Here is a 25,907-nt window from a genome sequence, read left to right as displayed (position 1 = left end):
CTCCGATCGTGGTATGCCCGTGAGGCCGCGCGGGGCGCGCAGGGCTGGGCGGGTGCGCTGCGCGACAACGCGGTGCGGGCCGCGCTAGAAAACATCCAGCAATCCCCCGGCACACAATGGACCGTGGCCCAACTAGCCGCGGCGGGCGGCGTTTCCAGGACGGTGCTTGCCCGTCGGTTCCGCACCCTGGTCGGCGAGGCGCCGCTGACCTATCTGACCCGCTGGCGGATGACAGTCGCGGCGCGACTGTTACGCGAAACCGACTTGCCCATCGAATCGGTTGCGGCGCGTGTTGGTTACGGGTCACCGTTCGCCTTCGGCAAGGCATTCAAACGATCAATGGGTATCGCCCCCGGAGGCTACCGGCGTGCCAACCAAGACGAGGGCAAATAACGCCGCCGACGGTTTTGCGTCAGTGGACTCAACATCTTCAGGCCGATACCAATCAAGCCCTCGCGGTAGAGACACCATTCGCGTCGCGACCACGGGTTCGATGGGTTTCGCGGTGTGCCCGGCTACACCGACGAAGCAGTGGAAGTGTCGCACCCCACCTCGACGGCGACGGCAGGCACGGCGACCATGAAACCGCCGGCGCAAACGGTTTTAACGGAGCAATGCGGCCCAGAGTTGTCTGCGGGCCGACTCGGCTGGAAGGGAGTGCACAGTGGCGACTGGCATGCGGCAGCGGGGAAATCACGCGGATCCGTCCATGCTAGGACTGGCTGACGACTCGGCAATTCGTGAATTGGTCGATGCCTATGCCGATTGCGCAGATCGGCGCGATGTCGCCGGTCAGATGGCACTGTTTACCGAGGACACCGAGCTTGTCGTGTTCGCCGGCGGCATGAATTCCGAACCGACCAACAGATTTCGGGGACGCGCGGCGCTGGCGCCGGTATTTGACGAACTCAAAAGCTATCGAGCCACCATGCACTTCAATGGCCAAAGCTGCACAAGGATCGACGACCCCAGGGCCTCCGCGGTGACCTACTGCCACGTGCACGAACTCGGTGCTGACGAGAAACCTCCAGGCAGCCTGAAAACGGCGCGCAGCTTGACAATCACGGCGATTCGCTACCTGGACTCGTTTGTCAAAAGCAACGGCAAGTGGTTAATCCGCCAACGCCAAGTCGTAATCGACTGGACCGAAACCCGTGCGCTTTGAATAAGACCTAAGCCAACGGCGCAGGCCGTCAACGCCACCACGTGGCACCTCAGCTGTTACACGCCAACTGCGTCGCGTCGGGCGACAGCTGACTTCACACACGTGGCGGGCGCTCAACGTATTTGGTGCAGCGGCGCGCCGGGTTCGCCACCCAAATCCTCGCGCACGATGTGGGGTTCGCCGAACTCTGGTAGCGCAGGGCGCGCGCGACGATCTCTTTCATCGAACCGATCGCGAGGTCGGTTCACGCCAGGCGGCTAGGAGTCGCTCGGTCTGCCCGGCGATTCGAGCGGTCGCGTGTCGAAGTAAAAAACCCGCAGGCGCAAGAACTTATCGCCGCGCAAGGTCCAGTGTTCGGCGATCCAGAGTTCGTCACCGCCGACGGAGCGGGCATTCAAAAGAGCGGCGACATGGTCGCCGTCGGCGGAAATGCTGATGATGCGCATACTGGCGAAGTCGACAGCAGCCGCCAACTTTGGCAGCACGTTGGTGACGAACGCCTTCGGTCCACGATGCAATCCTCCCCACAGCAGCACGGGTGGCACATACTCCTCAAAATCCTCATGCATGGCAGCAGGGAAAGCGTTGACGTCACCAGAGAATGACGCCTCATAGACCGCTCGCACCAGATCCCGGTTGCGCTGGTCGGTCGAGTTCATGTCGGCAGTCCTTTCCCCGATGTGCAAGTTCCGTCGACGCCAGATCCTGCCGCGACGTAGCACCCCCTCATCGTCGCGATCTCGTCGGCCACCGTCGATGTCACGCGGGACACCGCCTCCACGTTGTCGGTGTTTCGGCCAACACCGCTCTGGGCGGATCCGCTGGCCAGCTGAGGTCAAGCAGCTACTGCCCCGACCCTCGGCAACGGGCGCGCAAAGATGAGTTCGCCCCTCGCCGCTAGGCAGTGACGCTGGCCTGTCTCTGCCGCAGTAACTTCGCATGAAGAAAGGACCGAACCGCTCTAGGCCCTGGGTCAGCTTGTCCAGCACCATCGGCGCCGCAGATTCGATCGTTACCGGAATCGCCTTCAGCCACAACGTCACCGACTCGGGCATGCAAATGGTCGGCCGTTAGGTTCCGGTCGAGGCCAACCGACGAGGAATGGAAAAGTCTGGGCGGTCCAGAATTTCGGCGACGGTGACAGCACACAGCTGGTGCCGAAAGGCGATCTGAGAAATCTCAGGCCCCTTCGCCATGGTGGTCGGATCCTTTTCGCTGACCAGCCGGCTGACCACGGCAGCCCCTGACTGACCTGCTAACAGCGCCAACCGGACCGCGGCATCGACACAGTCGCTCCCGACACCTGCGCGCAACGGAATTACGTGTCCCGGCCGGGTGAGTTGTTCAGCCGTCGTGCACGGGTTGGCCAGGGCCTGAGCGGTCAGTGACCTGTCTTTGGCCGAGATACCGGTGCCGACACCGACCAGATCGACGGCCACGCATTCGGGACGCCGATGTGCGAATTGAGACCAATGTTGCGGCGGCAACCGCAGTTCATCGCACCGCTCTGCGGCGAGAGCTACGCCCACAAAGCCACCTGTGAGCCGCACACATGATGCCATCTGCGCTGAGGTGGACAGCCCCGCGGCGAACACCAAGTCGGCCTCGCCGTCCTGCTGGTCGCCGCCGTAGACAATCACGGGTCGGCCTGCGGCAACCTCGCGAATTGCCTTGTCAGCAGCGTGTTTACGAGCCGGCATCATTAACGTCGGACGTTCGGTGCCGAGAGGCAGTGGGGGCAGGTTTTCCTCAAGCGACTGCGTCGGTAGCGAAAGGTCGAGGACGAGACAGCTGGTCAATGCGAGCGGACCAGTACGACGGACATCAGACATGATTCCTTCCCTGGGTTGGTCCACGTGTGCTGCACGCCACGCAGGATGACGAAGTCTCCGGCCGTCAGCTCAACAACGCTGGCGTCCTCAAGAACCAGCCAAATGCGGCCGAGAAACTGATGACCGCTTGCTGCGAAGTTCAGCGAAGGCGAGCTGGCCTGGGTCGGTGCCATCGCGGCGGCCGCGCACGAATCCTTTGGCGGCGGGCGCATCCCAGGGCGCTGGAGCTCCAAGGTCGCGACTCCAATCGACGACCGAGGTGCGCTTGCTGATCCGCCATGTCCCAGATTCACGCCTCAACTCATCGACGTATCGTCCACCGATGAGCACGGCGTGCGCCCCGTCGCCGGCATACTCGATATCGTCGACGAACTCGATGTAGCAAAGGTAGTACGCCTCGCTGACCGCATCGTCACCGTCGATCTCGATCAGCTGATTCGCCACGTAGTGCTGCTTGGCGCCACGCGAAGATGCCTTCCCTTCGAGGTACTTGGCCAGCTGCGCGGCCGTACCTTGGAAGGCTCCGTGGTCATCGATGGCTTCGGAGGTATAACAGTCGGCCATCGTCGTCCAGTCCTGCCGGTCCGCCCCGTGGCAGTACCGCATGACGCAGTTCCGAATCTCACGCTCGTCGAGCAGCATTCGAATCGCATCTGTGCCGGTCATAACGGACACATTAGATGGCGCGACTTCAAAAATCAACAGCTCTGTTGAAATTTGTGGTTAGTTCCGCCACATCTGCCAACGGCCAAATTGATCAACCCTGGGTTGCGACAGCGCTAACGACCGCGTCGTCGGAGCGGGTCGGGTGATTAGTCAACGCATCTGTTGACAAGATGTTCACGAGCCAACGACAATGACTGCTGACGTTGGACGTGCAATGTCAACACATCTGGCTGGGTCGTCCACCGAGCCTCAGGGCAACGTTCATACAGCCTCAGCGGAAGGAGTGCGATGACTCGGCTTGTCGCGCGATTTTGGGTTCCGCTCGTCATGGTGGTCGTCGTGGCGATCGCTGCGCTCACGGTCGCGCGGCTGCATGGAGTCTTCGGCTCAAGCAGGTACACACCGGATAGCGGCAACGCCGATGCGATCATCCAGTTCAATCCGAAACACGTTCTCCTCGAGATTTTCGGCGCACCTGGCACGGTGGCGGACATCAACTATTTGGATGAGCAGGCTCAGCCGCAGCGCGTCGCCGAGGTGACGCTGCCCTGGTCATTCGAGATCGTGACCACGCTGACGGCGGTGCTGGCGAACGTGATCGCACAGGGCGACGGCGACTCCATTGGCTGCCGTATCACCGTCAACGGTGTTGTGCGCGACCAGGAGTCGGAGAACAGGTACCACGCGCAAACCTCCTGCCTGGTGAAGTCTGCATGACCAGTCGCCACAGCTCGCTCACAGAGGCGCCAACACCCTCGCTCATTGCCCGCACGATCCGGGTACTTGCGGTGCCGATCATCTTGGTTTGGATCGGGTTGACCGTACTGGTCAATGTGATCGCCCCGTCGTTGGACAAGGTCGCCGCGGCGCACTCGGTGGCGATGACCGCCAAGGATGCGCCGTCGACGGTCGCGATGATGCGCATCGGCAAGGACTTTCAGCAGTTCGACTCCGACACCACCGCAATGGTGTTGCTGGAGGGTCAAGACAAGCTCGGTGATGAGGCACACCGGTTCTACGACAAGATCATCGACAAACTGTCGCAGGACAAAACCCATATCGAGCACATCAACAACTTCTGGGGCGACCCGCTGACCGCGGCGGGCTCACAAAGCGCCGACGCCAAGTCCGCCTATGTGCAACTGAACCTGCGCGGCGGCCAGGGCAGCACCGAAGCTAACCGATCGGTCGCCGCGGTCGAGCGCATCGTCGACTCCGTACCGCCGCCGCCCCGGATCAGGGCCTATGTCACCGGCCCCGGTCCGCTGGCCGCCGACCGCCGCGAGTACGGCGACAAAGGTGTCAAGAAGATGACCGTTGTCACGCTGGTGGTCATCTCGGTGATGCTGCTGGTGGTGTATCGATCGATATCGACTGCGCTGGTCATGCTATTGACGCTGGGAATCGAGTTGCAGGTTTCCAAGGGTGTGATCGCGGTGCTGGCCAACAGCAATCTCATCGGGCTGTCCACGTTTGTCGTCAATCTGCTTGTCGCGCTGGCGATCGCGGCCTCGACCGACTACGTGATCTTCTGGGTGGGTAGATATCAGGAGGGCCGGTCTAGGGGTTTGGATCGTGAAGCCGCCTACTACAGCATGTTTTCCGGCACCGCCCATGTGATCGTGGGATCAGGCCTGACGGTGGCCGGGGCGATGGCGTGCCTGAGTTTCTGCCGGCTTCCCTACTTCCAAAGCCTCGGCATGCCGTGTTCGCTGGGCCTGCTGGTGGTCTTGGCGGCCTCACTGACCCTGGGCCCGGCGATCGTGGTCGTGGTCAGCCGCTTCGGTGTGCTCGACCCCAAACGAGCTCAGCGCGAGCGCGGGTGGCGCCGCATAGGCACCGCCGTGGTGCGCTGGCCCGGCCCGGTGCTGGCCGCGACCACCGTCGTGGCAGTGGTCGGCCTACTGGCATTACCGGCGTACACCACCAATTACAACGACCGCTACTACATTCCGGCTGACACGCCCGCCAATGTGGGATATCACGCGTCAGACCGGCACTTCCCGCCCGCCCGCATGGAGCCCGAGCTGCTGATGGTGGAGTCCGACCACGATATGCGCAACCCGGCCGACATGATCGTGCTGGACAAAGTTGCCAAGAACGTGTTCCACATTCCGGGTATTGCCCGCGTGCAAGACATCACGCGACCACTGGGCACGCCCATCGACCACAGTTCGGTGCCGTTCCAAGTCAGTCTGCAAGCCGCCAACATCGTCGAAAACCTGCAATATCTGCACGATGCCGTGGCTAATTTGACGAAGGTCAGCGATGAGTTGCAGGCGACGATTGACATCACTCAACGCATCTCCGACCTCACCCACCGGCTCGCCGGCGTCACACACGATCTGGACGGCCAAACCCATCAGATCAAGTCCGACACCAACGACTTGCGCGACCACATCGCCGACTTCGACGACCTCTGGCGACCCCTGCGCAGCTACTTCTACTGGGACAAGCACTGTTTCGATATCCCGATGTGCTGGTCGCTGCGATCGCTGTTCGACAGCCTCGATGGCGTCGACGCGCTAAGCGACGACATCGGCAACGTCACCAAGGACATCGACAGACTCGACATCATCGTGCCACAGCTGGATGCTCTACTGCCCCAACTGAACTTCACCTTGAAGACGACCCGAGCGCTCACGATGGCGGCGACGAGCACCTTCGCTGGACTGATGAATCAGCAGGATGCCCTTACCAAGAACTCGACCTTCATGGGCAAGGCGTTCGATGACTCGCACAACGACGACACCTTCTTCTTGGCGCCCGAGGCGTTTGAAAATCCCGACTTCCAACGGGGTCTGAAACTGTTCTTGTCCCCGGACGGCAAATCGGCCCAGTACATCATCACCCACAAGGGCGATCCCGCAACTCCCGATGGCATCTCACACATCGACACGATCATGCAAAACGCCGTCGAGGCGGTGAAGGGAACGCCCTTGGAGAGTGCCAACCTATACCTGGGCGGCACTGCGGCTACTTACAAGGACATGCACGACGGCGCCATGTTCGACCTGATGATCGCGATCGTCGCGTCGATCGCCCTCATCTTCATGGTCATGCTCGGTATCACCCGAAGCTTGATCGCCTCCGCGGTCATCGTCGGCACCGTCGCTTTGTCGCTGGGCTCCTCCTTTGGAATCTCGGTGCTGGTGTGGCAACACCTGTTGCACATGCCGTTGAACTGGCTGGTGCTGCCGATGGCGATCGTGATCATGCTGGCCGTGGGATCGGACTACAACCTGCTGCTGGTCTCCAGGTTCCAGGAAGAGATCGATGCCGGACTGAAAACCGGCATCATCCGCTCCATGGGCGGCACGGGCAGCGTCGTCACCACCGCCGGGCTGGTGTTCGCTGCCACCATGGGGTCGATGCTGGCCAGCGACCTGCGCATCGCCGGCCAGATCGGTTCCACCATCATGCTCGGACTGCTCTTCGACACCCTGGTGGTGCGTTCATTCATGACGCCGTCGATCGCCGCGCTGTTGGGCCGCTGGTTCTGGTGGCCGCGGCGCGTCTATACCCACGCCGCCCCAGCGCCGGCAACTGGCAGCCGTGTGGGTGTGGACCCGGCCGCAACCCAGCCGCTAGCGGTCAGCGCGATCAATCCCCCAGGGGGACAATGAGGTTGGATAGAGCGCTCAATGTGGGGATGACGGCAGCGGTACTGATGCCGGCCAGGCCGTCGCACGCCGACTTCGACTTCAAAAGAATTGCGCACATATGGCATTCGCGGGCCGCGCGCGACACATCCAAACATTTTGTGCGCAAATATGACTCAAGCTGTCCGCTTACCCACGGCGCCAGAGTTCAGCAGCCCCATGCCGTCTCGCCGCACGCCTGCTGTGCATCGGCCGATAAGGTCTGACGCTGCTCAGCGGCGCTGATTGGCACCCCATCGGCCCACCGTCTGCACCGCCTCGGCGAAGGCCTGCGGGTTTTCTTGCGGTATGTTGTGTCCGGCATCTGGCACCTCCCGATGCTCCCATTGGCCCAGGAAAAGACTCGCCCATCGGCCACCGTCCGAGCCTGGCACTACCCCGTGTGCTCCGCCATCGAGCGTCAGTGTCGGCACCTCGATCGGCGGCTGCTCCTCCAGCCGGCTGGCCAGCTCGGTGTAGCGCTCGTCGCCCGGCACCATCCCGAACTTGTAGCGGTAGCTGTGCAGTACGACCTCGACCCAGTCCGGGTTGTCGAAGGCGGCGGCCGATCGGGCGAATTCTTCTTCGCTGAAGTGCCACCGCGGCGACCACTCATGCCACAGCAGTCGGGCGAATTCGCGCCGATAGATGGTCAGCCCCGCGCGGCCCCGCTCCGACAGCAGGTAATACTGATACCAGAGAGCGGCTTCGCGTTCTGGCGTTGTCGGCGTCGCCGAGGAACCGACGTGGTGCAGCGCGTATCCGCCGGCCGAGACTAGGCCGCTGCAACGCTGCGGCCATAGGGCGGCCGCGGCGCACGCCGCCCGCGCTCCCCAGTCGAAGCCGGCGAAGATTGCCCGGGACAGGCCGACCCCGTCGAGCAAGTCGATGAGATCGCTGGCCAGCGCGGCCTGTTCGGCGCTACGCGGGGTGGCGTGGTCACGAAACCGCGTAGTTCCGTACCCGCGCAGGTAGGGCACCACCACCCGAAATCCTTTGTCGGCCAAGATCGGAGCGGCCTCGGCGTATGCGTGAATGTCATACGGAAACCCGTGTAGCAAAACGACCGCTGGGCCCTGGCCGATGTCGTGATAACCGATTGACAGGACCGACGTCGCGAGCGTGCGCACCGGCATCGCCGGCGCAATTGTAGCCACGCCGCGATGGAACTACAGGGCGCGGCCAAGGTCAAGAGCGCCGAGGCACTTCGTTGCCTGCATCGGCGCTGCGTCGCCGTGACGCGCAGGCATTTTCCGATGTTGAGGGTGACGCGGATGAAGGTAGCGTCGCCCGGTCAGCGCTGCGGCATGGACGCCCGACATTTTACCGAATGCACAGCGGGAGAACGCTGCCCGACTGGGATCCAGCGGTCTTATCAAAAAGTTCAACAGAACTGTTGACAACAATTGGAGGTCGGGGCTACTGTTGGGGTGTCAGAAAAAACCCATGATCCTCGTGCAGGATTGTCCCGCGTAGTGGCGCGCTAGTGGCGCGCGATTGGATGGTGTTCGCCGCTATGAGTCGAGTAACGCTGATTTCCAGTGACGGTCACGTCGCGGCTCGGATGGCCGACCACCGGCCTTACCTCGAGTCGGCTTATCTGGAAGATTTCGATGCGTTCCTGATCGAGTACGCCAAACACGGCGTGGTCACTTTTGACGCGACAAACGTCGCCGCCCGGCTCGACCCGGACGCCGCCGCGGAGTGGCAGAAGAATGTCACCGACCAAGGCCGGTTGGATGCCGCATGGAACCCCGAGCGACGGCTCGCCGAGCTGAACCGCGAGGGGATCGCTGCCGAGGTCTTGTTCCAGGAATTCGCTACGCCGTTCGTGATGTCTTCGCCGACGCATGCCGCCACGGCTGGGTTGGCCCCGCCGACCCTCGACCAGCTCAATGCGGGTTACCGCGCCTACAACCGATGGCTGGCCGATTTCCGCGCGACCGCCCCCGAGCGCTGGGTCGGAATGGCTGCCATCAGCTTCCACGATATCGACGCCGCGGTGGAGGAGATCAAGGCTGTCAAGCAGCTCGGCTTCGGCGGAGTCGCGATACCGGCGCTGCCCAACGACGATCGGCTGTTCCGCCCCGAATACGACAAGATCTGGGCCACTATGCAGGAGTTGGAACTCGTCGCCAACGTCCACGTGGCGATCGCGAACGCGATACCGCAGGCTGCCGGTGCCCCGACGCTCACCGCGTCGCGAGCGATGATCGGATCTGAGATTTTCATCGGCGCACGCAACCTGCTGCCGGCTTTTGTCTTCGGTGGCATCCTGGAGCGATTCCCGCGCCTGACCGTCGTCTTCACCGAGACCCACTCGGACTGGGTGCTCGGCTCGCTCAAGCGCATGGATCACGCCTACGAACGCAGCGAACTGCGCCGGGACATCCGCGATGTCATACCGATGCGGCCCAGCGAATACTGGAAGCGCCAGTGCTATTTGGGCTCGTCGATCTTCTCGCGCGCCGAGATAGGCGCTCGCGATCGCATCGGCGTCGACAAGATGATGATCGGAATCGACTTCCCGCACTCAGAGGGTGCCTGGCGTCATGGCACCGGGAACTACATCAAAGCCACCTTCGGCGCCGAGCACGTCCCCGCCGCCGAGGCCCGGAGGATGTTCAGCGAGAACGCGGCTGCGGTGTACGGCTTCGACCTCGACGCACTGAAGACTGTTTCGGACTCCATAGGTCTGGATGAGGCAGACATCCTCAGCCCGCCAGAGGTGCAGCCGTCCTACCGCGGTGATCTGGATCGTCCGCTGATTCCCTCGTGATCGTGCTGCGCTCGGTTTTCGGAGTCGCCGGCCGAGAGTCGTCTGAGAGGAACAGCTGATGCACGTCGTCGACACCACTCAACTGACGTGGGACCTCATCGTCCCGAACACTCGTGGCGGGGACATCTACCGCAAGATGATTCGCGGCGCAGAAGGTGTGCGCGAAGTCGACTACGACATCCGGATCGAACTCTTCAGCGGGGGTGAGGACACCTACAAGTCCATTCGCCACCGCCACGACTTCGAGCAGCTGCGGTTCGCGGTCTCCGGCCACATGGACCTCGGCTTCGATGTTCTCGAGGAGGGCGATGTCGGGTATTTTCCGGCTAATGCCTATTACGGCCCTCAGACATGCGCCGACGCGCTAATCCTGATCGCGCAGTGGGGTGACCGCTACATCACGGCGGCGCAGAGCAATGCGGCCGTTGCCGAGCTGAAAGAAACCGGCGAATTCAAGGACGGTTTCTACCAGTCGGTCGACAAGGAAGGTCGCCCATACAAGATTGACCCGCTCAACGCCATCTGGGAAAAGGTCTTCGGCCGGGCCTACGTGCCGCAGCCGCCGCGCTACAAGCAGCCTGTGTTGATGACGCCGTCTGCGTTCGGCTGGAGCAGTCCGGACGGGGCAACGCGCAGCCGTCGGCTCGGCGTGTTCAGTGAGATCTCGCTCGAAATCTCTACGGTGCAGTGGGTGCAGGACGGCCCGCTACATGTCCAGCTGACTGACAATGACCGGCGCCCGACTCTGTTGTTCACCACGGGCGGCAGCTTCACGCACGACAGTCTTAGCTTCGGGGCACTGACCGGAGTCTGGATCGAGCCGGGCGAGAGCGCCAAGATCGAGGCGAGCGCGAAGAGCGAGCTGTTGATGGTGCATTTTCCCCAGCCGTCCAGCCGAATCACCCTGGGGTCGGCCGACTGAACCACGGGCGTTGCGGTCAGCGCTTCCGACCGGCTCTGACCCTGATCCCGCGTAACACCGTTTCGGCCATCCCGTCAGCGATGTCGTCGGCGCCCATCGCGCCACCGGGCACAAACCAGCGCGAGGTCCAATTCAGCATTCCCACAACCACCTTGGCGAACATCCTTGGTGGCAACGGGGTCGCGAACACCCCCGATTCAACACCGTCGCGGACCGCGGCCTCCACCAGCGCCTCGTATCGCGCACCAGATGCCAGGATCTCGGCATTCAGATGGTTGTCGATGATCGACGATGTCGCGCCGTCCTGAAAGAAGATGTACAACTGCGGATAGTGGCGCTCGTAGGCCCGCATGACCGCCCGAATCGAGTCTCGCAGCCGAACCTCCGCCGAATGGCCGCTGACCGCGACAGCTTCCAAGTCCGCGATCATTTCCGTCAGGCCATCATGAATCGCCGTCCGAAAAATCTCTTGCTTATCCTCGAAGTAGTAGTAGATCGTGGCCCGATCCACCCCGGCTTCTTTGGCGATCGCCCCCATCGTTGCGCCATTGATTCCCTCGCGCTGCAGGACTGGCCCCGCGGCGTGAAGGATCGATTCCCGCTTGGCTCCGTACTGCGCACGGTCTTTGTCCTGCGCAGTGGTTCGTTTCATCGCGAGTGTTGGCGGACGCTTCTGAGCCTTTGCCATACAACTCCCTTGCCATCGTGCGACGCTCAACACCAATTGGTTATTCTGCCATATTCCTTCAAGATAGCGCCGACGAGCGGACCTCAGCTGCTGATGGATATGCGACGCTGCGCGGTGAGCGGATCAACGAATACGTAGACGAAGGACGCACGATTCGGAGGCGTGCCGCTAGACGGCCGTGCGTCTGATTTGCTGCACGTTCGCCGGGCTCAGCTGCCGACCAGAAAGACGTACCGTGCCAACCCCGGGACGGGTACACCGCAGGGTGAGACCTGAGGGTAGGTCGGTGTATAACGTGCCAGCCAGCATAGTGGCGCCAGACGGCTGCCGGTACACACGCCAGCAACGCACCGGCCGCGCGCGCTTCATCAGAGTGTGACACGTCATGGTCGCGTTGGCAGCATCGCCGATATCGAGGATCACGACCGCGAGGTCGCATTCCGGGCAAACCAGCGTCATACCGACTTCGCGCGGTTGGCATAACTCCGTCTTCACCGTCGTGCCCTTCCGTCAGACACCGCAAGCTGTTCTCGGAAAACTGTCGCATCGCGACGTCGATGCGGTCGTTGGTAGGAAACCAGATTTCGCCATCGCATCCAGAGGCCTGAATACTGCGTCGACCCATCCAGACTCGTGATGCAAACCCGCTGTAGTTCTGGTCTTGCCGTAGTTCTGTTATGTGTGCTTGATCGCTCCCCCGGACAGGATGTCAGCTAGATTACGGCGATCTATCCCAAAAATCAACATGTATGTTGAAGCAACATATCCTGTTACATGCCAAAGACACTCACGGGTCTGGGCACCAACCGCTGGTGGATCCTCCTGCTACCCGGCCAGCTTTTGCGTCGTCAGATCGGCCGTAGAGACAACGTCGCCAGTAGCGGGAAACACTCGCTCAACCAGTACTTCGTGGACCACCGGGTCGAAGTCGGCGGTCGCATCGCGTAAGACTACTGCGCGCAGATCCCGGTCGGACGCTTCGCGGACGGTCGATAGCATCACGCCGCTTGTCGTAATGCCAGCCAGCACCAGCGTGTCGATGTTGTGTTCCCCAAGCCAAGACCCCAACGACGTGGTGCTGAAGGCCCCGATGCGCGTTTTGCGGAACACTTGCTCGTCGTCCGCCGGCTTGAGCAGGTCGAAGATCTCAGCCTCAGGCGAGCCAGTGAGCAGCATGCCTGCGCTCCGCACGGGCGCAAAATTCTTGTTGGTATCTGGAATTTCGGCGGCCTCAGTCGTTTCGAATCCCAACCGTATGTGCGCGACCCGGATCCCGTTGGCACGGGCCCACTCGAGCGCCGCGACCGCATTTGCGATAACGGGAGTCGCAGCCTCTTCACCAATCGCACCGACCATGGCGTACTGGAAGTCCATAAGCAGCAGCACCGTAGTAGACGGGTTGAGTTCGGGTACCGCGTTGGTCATTAGGATCTCCACTCTCGTTGTGTGATGGTGAGTCTCGTTGTGTGATGGTGAGGGTGTACCTCGTTTGCGTGCGGCGCCGACGCCGCGCGGACTCCGGCAACCGCTTCTACACCGGCGCCGTCGTGCAATGCGTGCGCGCCGCTAGAGCGCGCACTCATCTGCGACGTAGCGGACGCCCGACTTCGAGGCGAATCACACGCGCACGCTCGTTGCGAGTCACCCCTGATGATAAAGAGACATGCCCGCTAAAGTCAACACAGTCGTTGAAACACCGTGCGTAGGGCAGCAGACTGTGCGATGATCGAGGTTATGTATGCCGGTTGTTGGACTGTTGCCCACAGGACGAAAGATGTTGTGGTAGCGCTCTTTGCGGCTGGCGGCAATGACTGATTCCGATGGAGTGCCGTCGTCACTTTCGCTTAAGAGGCAGTCGGCTCAAGCCAATGACCGCAACAAGTACAGCGCAAAGCGGGCCGAGATTCTACGTGCCAGCAGCCAGGTTTTGCACCGTCATGGCGCGAGCAAGACCACGATTGGTCTCATTGCCAAACACGCCAAGGTCGACCGGGCCACCATGTACTACTACTTCGAGGACAAGTACGCGATCTACCGGGACCTCATATTCGATGGGCTGACCGACTATTCCGACCGAGTCGACACCGTCGCTGCCAGTACGAGTCCGCCCGAAGTGCGCCTGCGCGAAGCAATGTCGACGGTGATGCAGGCATTCGAAAAACACTACCCTCAGCTCTATATCTTCTTTCAGGCCAGCGGGTCAGCCGAGGTGCTGGGGCCCGAGTTATACCAGGCCACAGTGGAATCGGGCCGTCGATTCGAGGCCTTGCTCGACCGGATACTGCACGATGGAATCGGCACTGGGGTGTTCTCGGTCGATACTCCCGTCAAGATTGTCATCAAGCAGGTGGTCGGGATGCTGAACTGGACGTCACGTTGGTTTCAGCCCGAGGGAGAATTCGACGGCGTAGGTGTTGCCAACGCGATGGCGGACACCATTCTCAATGGGATATCGGCCGAGCCGTGACGGAGCAAAAGCTGATAGTTGTTGCTGCGCAGGTCCATTCACCACACCCGCTCGTGAGGGCAGCGACGCCACGTTGACGGACGAACTTCTGGTCGCACTTGGCGGACTGGTGAGACAACACGGCCTACTCGCCGATGAAAACGGCATCCCGTCGTTCCCGAAACGCTTGCCTCGCCTCCGCCCAATCGGAGGTTGATTGGACGATGCCCATGTGCGATGAGATCAGGTCCAGACTGGTTCGCAGGTCGATGGTCTGCGACTGATAGACCGCGCGTTTGATCATCGACACCGCGATCGGTGACCTCGCCGCAATGCGGTTGGCAAGCCCAAGTGCCGCGTCGAGGACATGATCGTCCGAGTACACATCGCTGACGATTCCTAGATCGCATGCCTCGTACGCCGAAATGGTGTCGCCGGTCCATAGCAGTTCGAGCGCGCGCGCCACCCCGACAATGCGCGGAAGGAAATACGCTCCACCGTCGCCGGGCACCAGGCCGACATTGATATAACCCTCGCAAAACTGAGCAGATTCTGCCGCCAGCCGGATGTCGCACATCAGCGCCATGTCCATTCCGGCCCCGATGGCCAGCCCATTGACCGCGCAGATGAGCGGTTTGTCGAGATCGGCGACCGCGCGCGCCACCTTGTGGACCCGGTCTGTGAGCACCCGCTTGCGGGCCAGGGGGGTCGGTTCGACGGCCGCCATCGCATCAAGGTCGACGCCGGCGCAAAAGCCGCGACCGGTGCCGGTGAGCACCACCGCGCGGATCGCCTCGTCGTCTTGCGCGCTGGCGAGCGCCTGCGCCCAGCGGTCCAGCATCGTCCAGGTGAACGCGCCGAGTTGTGCTGGCCGGTTGATCCGGATCAGACCGATCGCGCCGCGAGTCTCATAGACGAGGTCATCGTCGGCTACGAGGTGAGCTGATGCCATAGTGTGAGATCGCCCTTCTGACAGAGATTTTCGCCGAACACGTCAGCCCACGCCGATTGGTTTCGATATTCCTCACGCCACGCCCACAGTCGGGTGGTCAGCCGATGTAGGGGATGCTCGCGGGTGAACCCGATCGCGCCGTGGATTTGGTGTCCTATCGCCGCCACGGTTTGCACCGCAGCGTCGGCCCGGATCCGTGCAGCGTCCAGCGCCCAGGTCTGCATCGGGTCACGATCGAGGGCCAGTGCGGCCGCTTCGACCGCCACGGTCATCGCGCTGGTCTCAGCGGCCAGCTGCGCCAGCATCTGCTGCACCGCGGGCATCGCCGCCAGCGTCCGCCCGAACTGTTGCCGCTCACCGGCATAGCGGGCGGTATACGCGTAGACGCTCTGTGCGGCACCGGCCATCATCAGTGACCGCCCGAACGCGCCCCGCCGCCGGAATTCCACGCCAAGTGCGTCGGTCTCACCGAGCCAATGCATCTGGTGGTCCGATACCACCACGTCACTGAGGACGACGTCGTCCCGCGGTTCGCCGGCGACGTTGACACCGTGCCGCATGTCGAGTCCGACACATGGCAGATCCGCGGCGTACCAACCGGCTGCCAGTCGCGTCAGGATCACCAAGTGATCGGCGTGCCGGGCCCATGGCACTCGTGGCACTCGACCCGAGAGCAGCCAGCCGTCGCCCGACGGCTGGGCGTCGATGTCGTCGGCCATCGCTGCGGTCACCACACCAGTCGGTAGCTGCGATCCAGCCAGTGTCATCAGCCACCCGGCCATCAGCCCGACCTCCACGATCGGCAGCGACGCCGCCAGTGACCCCAGCGCAGGCAGCACTACCGCGGCGTCGGCGTATGTTGCCCCGGCGCCGCCATTGGCTTCGGGCACCACCAGCGCCGTCACACCGATCTCTTCCAAGGCGGTCCACGCCTGCGGATGCCAACCGGTGTCGGCGAGCTCACCGCATGCTCCGATCACTGAATCACGCAGCAGCTCTGTCGTTTCCGTGCTCATGCGACCACCGCCTTGGCGACGACCCCGCGCAGTACCTCGTTCGTGCCGCCGCGCAGGGTGAAGCCCGGAGCCTGCTGCAGCGCTTCGGCGAGCATGTGCGGCAAAGTGCCGGGCTGACTGGGATCAGGTTCGATGTCGAGGACTTCGGCCACCGCGTGGACAAGGTTGCGTTCGAATTGAGTGCCGAGATCCTTGACGGTGGCCGCCTCGACATTAGGGGTGTGACCAGCGGCCAGTTCGACGGCAACCGCGATCGACATGGCGCGCAGCGTCCACAGTTCTGCGCTGAGTCGGGCCAACAGGCGTCGGCCGGCCCGATCCTTGGCCAGTTCATCGCGCGCAGCCTCGAGCAGCGGATAAGTGCTCAGGATGCGTTCGGGCCCAGAACGCTCGTAGGCCAGCTCATGGGTGACTTGCATCCAGCCGTTACCGACGGTCCCCAGGACCTGCTCGTCGCCGACGAACACCTGGCTCAGCACCACTTCGTTGAAGTGGTGCGCTCCGCTGATCAGCTCGATCGGGTTGCACGACACCCCCGGGCTGGCCATATCGATGATGAACTGACTCAGCCCCGCGTGACGCTGCGATGGATCCAGTGCTGAGGTCCGCACCAAGGTCAGCATGTGGTGGGCATGGTGGGCATGACTGGTCCACACCTTTGTGCCGTTGACGACCCAGCCACCGTCCACCCGTTCGGCGCGGGTTCGGACGCTGGCCAGATCAGAACCGGAATCGGGCTCGCTCATCCCGATCGCGAAAAACAGTTCGCCACTGGCGATGCCGGGCAGGTAGCGGTGCCGTTGCTCCTCGGTGCCGAAACGAAGGATGGATGGGCCCGACTGGCGATCGGCGATCCAATGCGCCGCGACAGGGGCGCCCGCGGCAAGGAGTTCTTCTGCGATGACGAAGCGGGTCAGCGGATCGGCGCCGGCGCCCCCGTACTGTTTGGGGAACGTCGTGCCGATCCAGCCCCGCTGCCCGAGGGCCAGGGAGAAGCGTTCATCGAATCCCACCAGCCAGCAGTCACATCGAGGCGCGTAGCGGCCAGCGGCGCGTTCCTCTGCCAGGAACTGGCGCACCTCGCCGCGCAGATCGCCGAGCGTGGCAGGCAGCTCGCCGGCGTGCAGCAGCGGCAGTTTCATCTACACCTCGACCTCTGTGCAGGCCCGCGCTACCGACGAACTGGGCGCCGGTCAGCGAAACCATTGGCTGACATCGTTGTCACCGTACGGAACCGCGGTGAGTTAGTCAACACTGATGTTGAACTTTGGGTCGCGTCATCAGATCTTCATCGCCTGAGCTGTAGCTTCGCGTCTCGAACGAATTGCGGCCGCAGCGCGGCGAGTTGCCCGGCAATCGCTTCGGCAGTGGCCTCGCATGTTCCCGGTTCGCAGACCATCGCTCCGCCGGCCTCGAGGTGCAACTGCTCCGCGGTGAACGGCTCACCCGACAAGCACAGTCGCCGCACCCACATCTCGGGCAGGAACCGGCGTAGGCCATCGACGTCACTGGCGATCCCGAGGGTGACTTCCGGCATGCGAAACGTCGCGGACCGCGACGTGACGAGGATATCGGCCGAGGCAGCGATCAGCAGACCCAGGCCGACGGCGGCGCCTTCCACCGCCGCGATGATGGGACCGGGATGCGTGCGCACGGCGTCAAGACATGCGGTGGCGGCATCGCTGGCCATCTGCGGGTCGTCCGCCGGGGCTTTGACATCGAATCCGGCGGAGAAGGCGCGGGGCAGACCGCAGAGCAGGACCGGTCGCGGATCATCGTGGATCGCCGCAAATTGCGCGCGCAACCGATCAATGACCTGAACTGTGAGGGCATTGACGGGCGGCCGCTGCAACCGGATTCGAATGACATTGGGACCAGAGCCGACCTCGACTGTATCAACGAAACCCGTTGGTTGTGTTGCCAACTCGCTGCCTTCACTCATTGGCCGAATCATCTACGCGCGCACCGGCTCGCCGGTGATCGTGGGCAACGACGGCAGCAGCAGCTCGGAGTTGGTGCGGAAGAACTTCTGCATGATGTCCTCACCCAGTGGAGCGAGTCGGTCGACGAACTTGCGTTTGATGTCGGTTCCACCCTCGATGTGCGGGTAGTCCGTGGAGAAGCAGTAGCTGGTCGCCAGGTGCGGGTATCGCTGAAAATACGTGTCAATCGGCTCGATGTTGTTGAACGGGGTGACCCGGACATTCGTCGCGATGTACTCCGAGGGCAGCTTCGAGATGAACGGCTTCATCCGGACCGCATACACGTCGCGCGCCCACATATCCAAGTTGTCAGCCCACGGGCCCAGCCAACCGGCGCCGATCTCGATGGCACCGAACCGAAGATCCGGGTGACGTTCGAAGACCCCACCCATCGTCAGGGCGGTCAGGAAATTACAGATCGCCAGGGAGATGGTGGCGAACGAAAAGGGCTCGGAACCCAGTTCGTTGCTTTCCACCTTGCCCGGCTTGAACGCCGGAGCTCGGCCCCACACTGGGGATTTCAGGAAGCCGAACTCACCACCGACGTGCACCAGTACCGCGATGTTGCGCGCCTCCAACAAGGTCCAGAGCGGCTCGAGATCCTCACTGGCCGGTGAGCAACCGCCCGGCGGATGCCCGGCCGGCAGGTTGATTGCCAGGACTCCGCGGTCAATGAGATCCTTAGCCTGCTCGTAGAGTTCCGCGGGCGAGTTCTCGGCGTTGAGGTATGCGACAGGGCGGATGCGCTCTGGGTCCTTGGCCGATTCGCGAACGACCCATTCGTTGTACTCGTTGATACCCGCGAGGCCGAGCGCACGAATCTCCTCTTCGGGCAGCGTCAAGCCGTAACGGTCCCGGTGCATCGCCTCGTTGCCGACGTAGAGGTGCACGGCGAACAGCGCAAAGCTCGGGAACACGAATTGACGCTGCACACCCATCACGTCCATGACCGATCGGCGCCGGCTCATGTCGAAGGCACCGGGCGCGCGAGTGCCTCTGATGTTCCACACGTTTCCGTCGGTGATGTCCTCGTCGTCGGCTGAGACATTGGGGTTGTAGAAATCGTTGGCGCCGGTCTTCTTCAGGACTGGCTCGGCGAGTTCGGCGATACGGGCCGCGGCCTCGCCGAACACGTCGCCCCACAGGTGCGATGGCGTCATCTCATGAGCGTCGATATCGAGCGTCTGGTCGAGAAGTCGCAGAGTGGACTCGGATAGCTCGGTCACCATGCCTCCATAAGCGCGATTTACGCAAACCCCGGGCGCAATTCAGGGATCGCTGCTGCGGGGCGCCGCGCCGGGCGGGTCGATGACAAGCGACGACCCGGGCTCCGCCAGAACACGCGCAGCATAAGTCGCGCTAGCACGATTAGTCAACACACATGTTGACCATAATGCAGTTCGCGGGTGCGGGCACAAAGAGCCGACTGTTCAAACCAACCCGGGCATGCCGGGATGGTCCCCATCCGGCTGCCGGGCATAAATGGTCGACTTCTCAACGCAATAGTTGAAATTTGGACATTGCGGTCGCTAGCGTACAGGGTATGAACTCCTCCGAGGTGCTGCTCGTCGAGCACGACGCCAGCGGAATCCTGCAGCTGACGCTGAATCGGCCGGCCGAACTCAACGCCTGGACCTACGACCTGGAAGCCGCCTTCTTCGCCGCCCTCGACGCTGCAGCGGCCGATCCGAACGTACGAACGGTCATCATCACCGGGGCCGGCCGCGGCTTTTGCGCCGGCGCGTCGATGTCGTTGCTAGGCAGCGTTCCTGACGCACGTCCGGACCGATCAGTCCGCAGGCGGCTCTGTGAGCTCGCCGCGTACCCCAAGCCGCTGATTGCTGCGCTCAACGGTGCCGCCGCCGGGATAGGCTTTGCCTTGTCGATCTCGTGTGACATGCGGTTTTGTGACGAAAGCGCGGTTCTGAAAACGTCATTCGCCACACTTGGCCTCGTGGCCGAACACGGGGTCTCGTGGCTACTGCCCCGACTCGTCGGACGGACCCATGCCTTGGATCTCTTGCTCTCTGGGCGCGCTGTGCGCGGCGCCGAGGCGCAAGCCATGGGTTTGGTCAACCGCTGTGTACCCGACGGTGAAGCCCTCCGCGCGGCGCGCGACTACGCCGAGCTGCTCGTCTCCTCGGCGGCGCCCTCGAGTTGGGCAATTATCAAGCGTCAGCTTCTCGACGCCGATCTGCTGACACTGGAGGACGCCTACGCGCAGGCGGCAGAACTGATGGATTCCGCACTGACCTCCGCCGACCATCGCGAAGGCGTGCAGGCGTTTCGGGACAAGCGCAGGCCGCAATTCGCGCCGCTCGCGCAGACAACCTGGAGAACGTGAAGCGCCTCCTCGTCGCGGCGGCGGCCAACTACGTTGTGCTGCATGGGCGCCGAAACGCAGCTGGCTTTCGCGGCTGCGACCAGCACCCCTTGGTGTGCCACAGCTCGGGAAAGGGCTGGAGCTGGTTACTGTTTCGTCGCGAATGGGCGCGCTGACATCCCGTCGGTGAGGTCCCGGCCGGCCGAGTTGTCAACACCGTGATGGTGGTTCGAGCGCACGGGGCTACTTCTCGAATCTGGTCACCACTACCCGGGTTACGGTGGGGTCGTTGAGCATGTCGTGCGCGGCGGGAAGTTCGTCCAGGCTGATTTCTCTGGACACGAGATCGTCGAGGTTCATCCTTCCCCGTCCATACAGGTCCAAGTAGACCGGGATGTCGCGGGTGAAGTTGGCGGAGCCGAAGTTCACGCCCTGGACCCGGATCTGATTCAGGACGGCGGAGACGATGGGGACCTGGATGGCGGTCAGGGGGTCTGTGGTTCCGACGAGGAACAGTGCCCCTCCGACGGCGAGCATCGCCAAGGCCTGCTCGTAGACGCTGGGAATTCCGACGAAGTCGAATACGTGGTCGGCTCCGGTGCCGGTGATCTCCCGGACCGCAGCGACGGGATCGGTGGCGCCAGAGTTGACGGTGTGGGTGGCCCCGAAGCGGCGGGATTTCGCCAGCTTCTGATCATCGATGTCAATCACGATGATCTTCCCAGCAGCGGCGATCGCGGCACCGTTGACGGCGTTCAGGCCGACACCGCCCGCACCGATTACCACGACCGTTTCGCCGGTGCCCACGTTTGCGGTGTTCAGCACCGCACCTGCCCCGGTGAGGACTCCGCAACCAATCAGCGCTGCCTGCGGGAACGGCACAGACTTCGGGATGCTGACCAACTGGTTCTCGTGGATCAAGGCTTGTTCGGCGAACCCGCCCAATCCGAATATCTGTGAGAGAGGCTCTCCGGCTCTGGTCAGTCGCCCACCTCCGGAGCGTTCGGTGCTGTGTGGATCAGTGCACTGGTAGGGCTTACCCATACGGCACTTGGTGCACATCCCACACGATTGGAGGAGACATCCGATCACATGGTCCCCGACCCGTATCTGAGTGACGTCCGGGCCGACGGCGGACACCACCCCGGCGACTTCATGGCCAAGCACGGACGGCATCTGATATCCCAGCCCGTGGTTCGCGATCGTCAGGTCGGTGTGACAAAGCCCTGCTGCCTTGACGTGCACGAGCACTTCACGCCCGATGGGTTCAGCAATGTCAACGTCCTCGATCACGAATCCTTGGCCGATGCCGTTGACGACTGCAGCCCTCATGTCTACTTCTCCTGATCTGAACGTTGAGTGCGGACGAATGTGCCGAGCGGCCCGCACTCGACGGTGTTCGACTCAGCTCGGCGGGTTACTGCGGAGCGCCGCCGGTGATGTGCAACTCGTGCCCGCTCATCCAGGTGGCGAGGTCACCGGCGAGATACTCAGCAGCATCGGCGACATCGGCGGGCAGTCCCATCCTGGCACCGATCGGCCGCGTGCCCGCGTTTTCTTGGAGGAAGGGGTCATCGGGGGTTACGTGGGTGAAGACACCGGCACCCTGGATCGCGGTGGGGAGGATGGTGTTCACGGTGACACCCCGGCGCCCGACCTCGAGGGCAAGTACCGCTGCCGCGTACCGGGCTGCGTTCTTGCTCGACCCGTACAGCGCCACGCCAGGGTAGGCGGCGACGGTCGCGGTCGAACCAATGTAGATTATCCGGCCGTTGTCGCTCACGTACTTCCCCGCACGCTGGAGGGTGAAGAAGGCACCTTTGGCATTGACCGCGAACAACCGGTCGTAGTCTTCTTCGCTGGCATCCAGCATCGGCTGGCCCATGATTTCGACGCCCGCATTTGCGACCACGATGTCGACCTTCCCGAACCGGGCTAGCGTTTCGGCAAACAAACGATCGAGGTCATTCACACTGGATACGTCCGCCTGGATCGCGATCGCGTCGGCACCGAGGTCGCGGATCTCCTGAAGTGTCTCGTTTGCGTCCGTCGCATCTCCGCAGTGGTTCACGACGATGTGCGCCCCGCAGGAGGCATAGCGCAGAGCGATTGCCTTGCCGATCCCACGCGCCGAACCGGTGACCACCGCGACCTTGCCGTGCAGATCTGTCATTGAGCTTCCCTCGCTATGTCGTATCCGGAGCCACTCGAGTCGAGACACCCCGTGGCGGGATGTATTGGGTCATTCACTGAGGCGGGTCGTCCGGACGAACCCCGTCGAGTGCCGTTGGACATCAAGGACCGCTCTTCGAGTGACCAGTCGCGATCCGCATTACCGCACGAACCGCATCCGCCGCCGACCGACGGACCACGTCGCCAAATTCCCTGGCGCACAACGACCGGTCACGAAAACGAGCGTAAGACCCGCCAATAAGCTACGTCAACACATACGTTGACATTCCCCGCTCCGGACGCCCCTGGCCCGGTAGTCACCGCGTTCGTCGGAAGGGAAACCCGGCGCCGGGGAGGCGGAGCGCTAACGGCGCGCTACGACTCCCCCGAATGAGGTCGACCAGCAACTTGACGAGCAAAAACGTGAATGCCACACGGTCGCGGTGTCAGTCGTAAACCAGCCGACCCCAGCACGCTGGGGATCGCCGAGCTCGTAACCCAACTGAAGAGCGGTGGTCTCGACGAACCGAAGCGGCGACATCGCCATCGCGCGATCGCCACACACACCCTCATTTGGTGCTTCAATCCGGATTCTGTCAACGTAACCGTTGACAAAATTGAGGCTGGTTGCCTATCCTCGAAACAGGATCCATTGGTCGTGCGTCGGCGTCTAAGGCCTTGGTTGAAATCGCATGCGTTGGCGGGCCTCGAATATTTGCTGACAGATTCCGCTACAAGGGCGGCTGTGAATCACGAGTGAGGTTGAATGACATGACGGACGAGGTAACGGACCTTCCCGCGGGCCACCCGCCGATCGCCTTTGACCGTGATTCGGGAGTCGATCTGACGACCTACAGCGACGTTGAAGAGATGCTGCGGAGTCGTTCCTTCGGCATGGAGGGCAGCTATCAGGACTCGCTCGAGTTCGTGGACGGAACCCTCATTGCGATGGACGGACGCCCACATCTGAACCGCCGCAAGGCCATGGCGCGGATGCTCAGTCCGAAGATGCCCTGGGGTGCTGAAGGCAAGGCGTTCGACGAGATCTTCGACCATTACCTTCGATTGACCAAGCAACAGGCTGAACCCGGTGCCAGCGTGGTCAGCTTCGATCTCTTCGACTTCGCAGCGCGTGTCTACTGGCGTTTGATCGCCGGCATGATCGGTATCGATCAGGTCGAGACGGAGGAGGACATCGAGCGTTTCCGGGCTGTATCGACCCACCTTGTGACGGGGATTGTCCTTGACTACGTCGATCGCGAACACCGGGACAAGGTCTTGCAGGAAGTACGCCATGCGGTCGCTCAGATTCGTCAGGAGGCCTATCTGCCCAGTTTTCAACGGCGGCTTGACCTGGTGCGTGCGGCGGGTGACGACGCGGAGAAGAAGGATGCTCTCCCGGGCGACCTGATCACCAGCATGATCGTGGTCCAAGAAGATCTGGACAACATTGACGACACCGCCATCTTTCGCGAGATGACCGAACTTCTGGCTGCGTCGGTCAACAACCCGGTCGTGTTCGCCGTGTACGGCCTTGACGATGTTCTGCCGTGGCTCGATGCGCACCCGGAGGACCGGGAGCGCGTGGAGGATCGAGAGTTCCTCAACAGGTGTATGTCTGAGACGCTCCGACTCCACCGGGTAACCCGGCCGTACCTCGTTCGCCTCGCCAAGGAGGACACCGCCCTGGAAAGCGGGCGTGAGGTCAGTGCGGGTGAATGGGCCAAGGCCTGGGTTGGGAAGGCAAATCGCGACGCAGCCGTGTTCGGTGACGCTGCCGATGAGTACAACCCCTACCGGGTTCCGCTGGTCGACAAGGTTCCTGGCTTCGGGATGGCATTCGCCGGGGGCGCACACATGTGTTTGGGGCGTCCGATTTTGATTTGGGAACACGGCGACAATGACGCCCAGGGTCTATTGACCAAGATGCTGCGGTTGCAACTTGCAAGTGGCATGCGACCGGATCCCGACGGCCTTCAGCAGGTTGAGACGACAATGGAGGGCGGGGCGCGTTACGTGCGCTACGACGTGGTGATGCCCCTCTAGGACACTTCGTCGCCAGTTGCTCGTCGCACGCACCTCCAAGCACGACGCCGACAAACTTCCGGCCGCTAGCCGCGAGGGCTAGCGGTTGCCGGACAAGGAAAAATGATGTCACAGACCACAACCCAGTCACTTATCACGCTTCGCGTGCGTCGCCGAGCTGAGATCGCAGTGAACGCGCTCCTGCTGGAGTTGGAGAGCGCCTCGGGTGAGGTGCTGCCCGAGTGGCCGCCGGGTGCTCACTTGGACATCCACCTCCCGTCGGGGCTGACGCGTCAGTACTCCCTATGCGGCGCGCGCGAGGACAGGAGTACCTATGTCGTCGTCGTGCTGCGTGAACCTGACGGTCGCGGTGGCTCGGAGGAGATCTACCAAGAACTCGGAGTTGGAACCGAATTCATTTCCTCCACGCCCCGCGACCACTTCAAGCTCGTGGATGCGTCCGAGTACGTGCTGATCGCAGGTGGAATCGGTATCACTCCCATCAAGGCGATGGTGGATGAGCTGAGGACTCGTGGCGCGCGATGGCATCTCCATTACGGCGGCCGTAGCCGCGAGCACATGGCGTTTGTGGATGAACTCGCTGACCTCGGCGGCGACAATGTCAGCATCGTCCCGCAAGATGTGGACGGACTGTTGGCGGTTCCGGCGATCACCGGGGACCTCTCGCCGGAGGCCGCGGTCTATTGCTGTGGGCCGGCCCCGCTGCTTGATGCGGTGTTGGCGGCCTGTGCGGAGGCCGGCGCGTCTGAGCGTCTCCACTTCGAGCGCTTCGTGCCGCCAACCGACGGCGCTGGCGCTGGGTTTGTCACCGACGGAGACACCGCCTTCGAGGTGGAGCTCCGGAACTCGGGGGTCACTCTCCAGGTTGCGGCGGACAAGACCCTCCTCGAGGTGGTGCAAACCGTCTGTCCAGACATCCCGTTCTCGTGCACGGAAGGCTACTGCGGAAGTTGTGAATCGGTTGTGCTTGATGGTGAGCCCGATCATCGGGGAACTCTGATGACCCCTGAGGAGCACGCAGCAGAAGGAACGATGCTGATCTGCGTCGGACGTTCGAAGTCGCCGCGCCTTGTTCTGGATCTTTGATCTCAGCTCTGCGCGGCAACGGCTTACGCTAATCGGGTTTGCGGGTCCACCGAATTCCACCTCAGATCAAACTGCAAGCCATGTCGTTGGAATCTCAGGTGCCCGTGCGACTACGGCTCATGACCTATCAGCTACTCGGTACATTCCAGCCACAAGCGCCGGACATCGCTCAGGGCGTCGACGTGTTCGCC

Annotated in this window: 24 protein-coding genes; 11 read left to right on the top strand and 13 right to left on the bottom strand. The window is 62.5% G+C overall.

What is annotated here, in order from left to right; all coding sequences use genetic code 11:
* The coding region (locus tag WAN02_RS27105; RefSeq protein WP_422268211.1) for a helix-turn-helix transcriptional regulator at nucleotides 1-393 on the top strand (393 nt) is incomplete at its 5' end.
* Between the two features lie 316 nt (nucleotides 394-709).
* Nucleotides 710-1,165: a nuclear transport factor 2 family protein gene (locus tag WAN02_RS27100; RefSeq protein WP_422268209.1), complete on the top strand. Its 456-nt coding sequence runs from the start codon at nucleotides 710-712 to the stop codon at nucleotides 1,163-1,165.
* A 257-nt stretch (nucleotides 1,166-1,422) separates the two neighbouring features.
* Here the strand turns inward: WAN02_RS27100 and WAN02_RS27095 are convergent, their stop codons facing one another.
* Nucleotides 1,423-1,824 (bottom strand): nuclear transport factor 2 family protein, encoded by a 402-nt coding sequence (locus WAN02_RS27095; RefSeq protein WP_422268207.1) that lies wholly within the window; start codon nucleotides 1,822-1,824, stop codon nucleotides 1,423-1,425.
* A 280-nt stretch (nucleotides 1,825-2,104) separates the two neighbouring features.
* Between WAN02_RS27095 and WAN02_RS27090 the strand changes: the two genes are divergently transcribed.
* Nucleotides 2,105-2,239, top strand: coding sequence for a hypothetical protein (locus WAN02_RS27090; RefSeq protein ID WP_422268206.1), 135 nt, complete (start codon nucleotides 2,105-2,107; stop codon nucleotides 2,237-2,239).
* Here the strand turns inward: WAN02_RS27090 and WAN02_RS27085 are convergent.
* Together WAN02_RS27085 and WAN02_RS27080 are read right to left on the bottom strand one after the other, a co-directional pair.
* A complete protein-coding gene (locus WAN02_RS27085; RefSeq protein WP_422268204.1) occupies nucleotides 2,236-2,997 on the bottom strand; it encodes a 3,4-dihydroxy-2-butanone-4-phosphate synthase in 762 nt (253 codons plus the stop codon). The two genes, WAN02_RS27090 and WAN02_RS27085, sit on opposite strands and share 4 nt — an antisense overlap.
* Nucleotides 2,998-3,084: 87 nt before the next feature.
* Nucleotides 3,085-3,663 carry a nuclear transport factor 2 family protein gene (locus WAN02_RS27080; protein WP_422268202.1) on the bottom strand — a complete coding sequence of 193 codons (579 nt, stop codon included), beginning with the start codon at nucleotides 3,661-3,663 and terminating at the stop codon, nucleotides 3,085-3,087.
* Between the two features lie 288 nt (nucleotides 3,664-3,951).
* Between WAN02_RS27080 and WAN02_RS27075 the strand changes: the two genes are divergently transcribed.
* A complete protein-coding gene (locus WAN02_RS27075; RefSeq protein WP_422268200.1) occupies nucleotides 3,952-4,380 on the top strand; it encodes an MmpS family transport accessory protein in 429 nt (142 codons plus the stop codon).
* Nucleotides 4,377-7,289, top strand: coding sequence for an RND family transporter (locus WAN02_RS27070; protein WP_422268198.1), 2,913 nt, complete (start codon nucleotides 4,377-4,379; stop codon nucleotides 7,287-7,289). Before WAN02_RS27075 ends, WAN02_RS27070 begins: the two co-directional genes overlap by 4 nt.
* A 248-nt stretch (nucleotides 7,290-7,537) precedes the next feature.
* Here WAN02_RS27070 and WAN02_RS27065 read toward each other — a convergent pair whose 3' ends face one another.
* Nucleotides 7,538-8,461, bottom strand: a complete 924-nt coding sequence (locus WAN02_RS27065) for an alpha/beta fold hydrolase (RefSeq protein ID WP_422268196.1) — start codon at nucleotides 8,459-8,461, stop codon at nucleotides 7,538-7,540.
* Nucleotides 8,462-8,820: 359 nt separating this feature from the next.
* Here WAN02_RS27065 and WAN02_RS27060 point away from each other — a divergent pair, with 359 nt between their 5' ends.
* Nucleotides 8,821-10,083, top strand: a complete 1,263-nt coding sequence (locus WAN02_RS27060) for an amidohydrolase family protein (RefSeq protein ID WP_422268194.1) — start codon at nucleotides 8,821-8,823, stop codon at nucleotides 10,081-10,083.
* A 58-nt stretch (nucleotides 10,084-10,141) separates the two neighbouring features.
* Nucleotides 10,142-11,005 (top strand): hypothetical protein, encoded by an 864-nt coding sequence (locus WAN02_RS27055; RefSeq protein WP_422268192.1) that lies wholly within the window; start codon nucleotides 10,142-10,144, stop codon nucleotides 11,003-11,005.
* Nucleotides 11,006-11,021: 16 nt separating this feature from the next.
* On the opposite strand, the gene WAN02_RS27050 is transcribed toward WAN02_RS27055, so the two are convergent.
* Nucleotides 11,022-11,693, bottom strand: coding sequence for a TetR/AcrR family transcriptional regulator (locus WAN02_RS27050; RefSeq protein WP_422268190.1), 672 nt, complete (start codon nucleotides 11,691-11,693; stop codon nucleotides 11,022-11,024).
* 825 nt (nucleotides 11,694-12,518) lie between these two features.
* Nucleotides 12,519-13,118, bottom strand: a complete 600-nt coding sequence (locus WAN02_RS27045) for a cysteine hydrolase family protein (protein WP_422268188.1) — start codon at nucleotides 13,116-13,118, stop codon at nucleotides 12,519-12,521.
* Nucleotides 13,119-13,500: 382 nt separating this feature from the next.
* Between WAN02_RS27045 and WAN02_RS27040 the strand changes: the two genes are divergently transcribed.
* Entirely contained in the window at nucleotides 13,501-14,160 is a 660-nt protein-coding gene (locus WAN02_RS27040) for a TetR/AcrR family transcriptional regulator (protein WP_422268186.1), read from the top strand.
* 124 nt (nucleotides 14,161-14,284) lie between these two features.
* Here WAN02_RS27040 and WAN02_RS27035 read toward each other — a convergent pair whose 3' ends face one another.
* The 5 genes from WAN02_RS27035 to WAN02_RS27015 all read right to left on the bottom strand — a co-directional run bounded on the left by WAN02_RS27035 (nucleotide 14,285) and on the right by WAN02_RS27015 (nucleotide 19,315).
* Nucleotides 14,285-15,091 (bottom strand): enoyl-CoA hydratase/isomerase family protein, encoded by an 807-nt coding sequence (locus WAN02_RS27035; protein ID WP_422268184.1) that lies wholly within the window; start codon nucleotides 15,089-15,091, stop codon nucleotides 14,285-14,287.
* Nucleotides 15,070-16,107, bottom strand: coding sequence for an acyl-CoA dehydrogenase family protein (locus WAN02_RS27030; RefSeq protein WP_422268182.1), 1,038 nt, complete (start codon nucleotides 16,105-16,107; stop codon nucleotides 15,070-15,072). Before WAN02_RS27030 ends, WAN02_RS27035 begins: the two co-directional genes overlap by 22 nt.
* On the bottom strand, nucleotides 16,104-17,249 hold the full coding sequence (locus WAN02_RS27025; protein WP_422268180.1) for an acyl-CoA dehydrogenase family protein: 1,146 nt from the start codon (nucleotides 17,247-17,249) through the stop codon (nucleotides 16,104-16,106). The genes WAN02_RS27030 and WAN02_RS27025 overlap by 4 nt, the downstream gene beginning before the upstream one ends.
* Before the next feature lie 146 nt (nucleotides 17,250-17,395).
* A complete protein-coding gene (locus tag WAN02_RS27020) occupies nucleotides 17,396-18,049 on the bottom strand; it encodes an enoyl-CoA hydratase/isomerase family protein (RefSeq protein WP_422268178.1) in 654 nt (217 codons plus the stop codon).
* A gap of 12 nt (nucleotides 18,050-18,061) precedes the next feature.
* The gene (locus WAN02_RS27015) at nucleotides 18,062-19,315 is read right to left on the bottom strand and encodes an amidohydrolase family protein (protein ID WP_422268176.1); all 1,254 of its coding nucleotides are present in this window, start codon (nucleotides 19,313-19,315) and stop codon (nucleotides 18,062-18,064) included.
* Nucleotides 19,316-19,632: 317 nt separating this feature from the next.
* On the opposite strand from WAN02_RS27015, the gene WAN02_RS27010 reads away from it, so the two are divergent.
* Nucleotides 19,633-20,433: an enoyl-CoA hydratase-related protein gene (locus tag WAN02_RS27010; protein WP_422268174.1), complete on the top strand. Its 801-nt coding sequence runs from the start codon at nucleotides 19,633-19,635 to the stop codon at nucleotides 20,431-20,433.
* A gap of 222 nt (nucleotides 20,434-20,655) precedes the next feature.
* Here the strand turns inward: WAN02_RS27010 and WAN02_RS27005 are convergent, their stop codons facing one another.
* The gene (locus tag WAN02_RS27005) at nucleotides 20,656-21,744 is read right to left on the bottom strand and encodes a zinc-binding dehydrogenase (protein WP_422268172.1); all 1,089 of its coding nucleotides are present in this window, start codon (nucleotides 21,742-21,744) and stop codon (nucleotides 20,656-20,658) included.
* Nucleotides 21,745-21,829: 85 nt separating this feature from the next.
* Complete coding sequence (locus WAN02_RS27000; RefSeq protein ID WP_422268170.1) at nucleotides 21,830-22,585, bottom strand: SDR family NAD(P)-dependent oxidoreductase; 756 nt, start codon at nucleotides 22,583-22,585, stop codon at nucleotides 21,830-21,832.
* 626 nt (nucleotides 22,586-23,211) lie between these two features.
* On the opposite strand from WAN02_RS27000, the gene WAN02_RS26995 reads away from it, so the two are divergent.
* Both WAN02_RS26995 and WAN02_RS26990 read left to right on the top strand, forming a co-directional pair.
* On the top strand, nucleotides 23,212-24,630 hold the full coding sequence (locus WAN02_RS26995; RefSeq protein ID WP_422268168.1) for a cytochrome P450: 1,419 nt from the start codon (nucleotides 23,212-23,214) through the stop codon (nucleotides 24,628-24,630).
* A gap of 105 nt (nucleotides 24,631-24,735) precedes the next feature.
* Complete coding sequence (locus WAN02_RS26990; protein WP_422268166.1) at nucleotides 24,736-25,716, top strand: PDR/VanB family oxidoreductase; 981 nt, start codon at nucleotides 24,736-24,738, stop codon at nucleotides 25,714-25,716.
* The last annotated feature ends 191 nt before the right edge of the window (nucleotides 25,717-25,907 follow it).

This window comes from Mycobacterium sp., from assembly GCF_049281135.1.
Classification (GTDB): Bacteria; Actinomycetota; Actinomycetes; order Mycobacteriales; family Mycobacteriaceae; genus Mycobacterium.
The sequence above is the reverse complement of the archived record's forward strand: the minus strand, read 5'-3'. Positions and strand labels throughout refer to the sequence as shown.

Coding starts and splice junctions, on each gene's coding strand:
- WAN02_RS27055 (WP_422268192.1), top strand. CDS start 10,142: ATGCACGTCGTCGACACCACTCAACTGACGTGGGACCTCATCGTCCCG.
- WAN02_RS27100 (WP_422268209.1), top strand. CDS start 710: ATGCTAGGACTGGCTGACGACTCGGCAATTCGTGAATTGGTCGATGCC.
- WAN02_RS27010 (WP_422268174.1), top strand. CDS start 19,633: ATGAACTCCTCCGAGGTGCTGCTCGTCGAGCACGACGCCAGCGGAATC.
- WAN02_RS27060 (WP_422268194.1), top strand. CDS start 8,821: ATGAGTCGAGTAACGCTGATTTCCAGTGACGGTCACGTCGCGGCTCGG.
- WAN02_RS27075 (WP_422268200.1), top strand. CDS start 3,952: ATGACTCGGCTTGTCGCGCGATTTTGGGTTCCGCTCGTCATGGTGGTC.
- WAN02_RS27030 (WP_422268182.1), bottom strand. CDS start 16,107: ATGAGCACGGAAACGACAGAGCTGCTGCGTGATTCAGTGATCGGAGCA.
- WAN02_RS27040 (WP_422268186.1), top strand. CDS start 13,501: ATGACTGATTCCGATGGAGTGCCGTCGTCACTTTCGCTTAAGAGGCAG.
- WAN02_RS27000 (WP_422268170.1), bottom strand. CDS start 22,585: ATGACAGATCTGCACGGCAAGGTCGCGGTGGTCACCGGTTCGGCGCGT.
- WAN02_RS27095 (WP_422268207.1), bottom strand. CDS start 1,824: ATGAACTCGACCGACCAGCGCAACCGGGATCTGGTGCGAGCGGTCTAT.
- WAN02_RS27005 (WP_422268172.1), bottom strand. CDS start 21,744: ATGAGGGCTGCAGTCGTCAACGGCATCGGCCAAGGATTCGTGATCGAG.
- WAN02_RS27090 (WP_422268206.1), top strand. CDS start 2,105: ATGAAGAAAGGACCGAACCGCTCTAGGCCCTGGGTCAGCTTGTCCAGC.
- WAN02_RS26990 (WP_422268166.1), top strand. CDS start 24,736: ATGTCACAGACCACAACCCAGTCACTTATCACGCTTCGCGTGCGTCGC.
- WAN02_RS27035 (WP_422268184.1), bottom strand. CDS start 15,091: ATGGCATCAGCTCACCTCGTAGCCGACGATGACCTCGTCTATGAGACT.
- WAN02_RS27085 (WP_422268204.1), bottom strand. CDS start 2,997: ATGTCTGATGTCCGTCGTACTGGTCCGCTCGCATTGACCAGCTGTCTC.
- WAN02_RS27025 (WP_422268180.1), bottom strand. CDS start 17,249: ATGAAACTGCCGCTGCTGCACGCCGGCGAGCTGCCTGCCACGCTCGGC.
- WAN02_RS27080 (WP_422268202.1), bottom strand. CDS start 3,663: ATGACCGGCACAGATGCGATTCGAATGCTGCTCGACGAGCGTGAGATT.
- WAN02_RS27045 (WP_422268188.1), bottom strand. CDS start 13,118: ATGACCAACGCGGTACCCGAACTCAACCCGTCTACTACGGTGCTGCTG.
- WAN02_RS27070 (WP_422268198.1), top strand. CDS start 4,377: ATGACCAGTCGCCACAGCTCGCTCACAGAGGCGCCAACACCCTCGCTC.
- WAN02_RS27050 (WP_422268190.1), bottom strand. CDS start 11,693: ATGGCAAAGGCTCAGAAGCGTCCGCCAACACTCGCGATGAAACGAACC.
- WAN02_RS27020 (WP_422268178.1), bottom strand. CDS start 18,049: ATGAGTGAAGGCAGCGAGTTGGCAACACAACCAACGGGTTTCGTTGAT.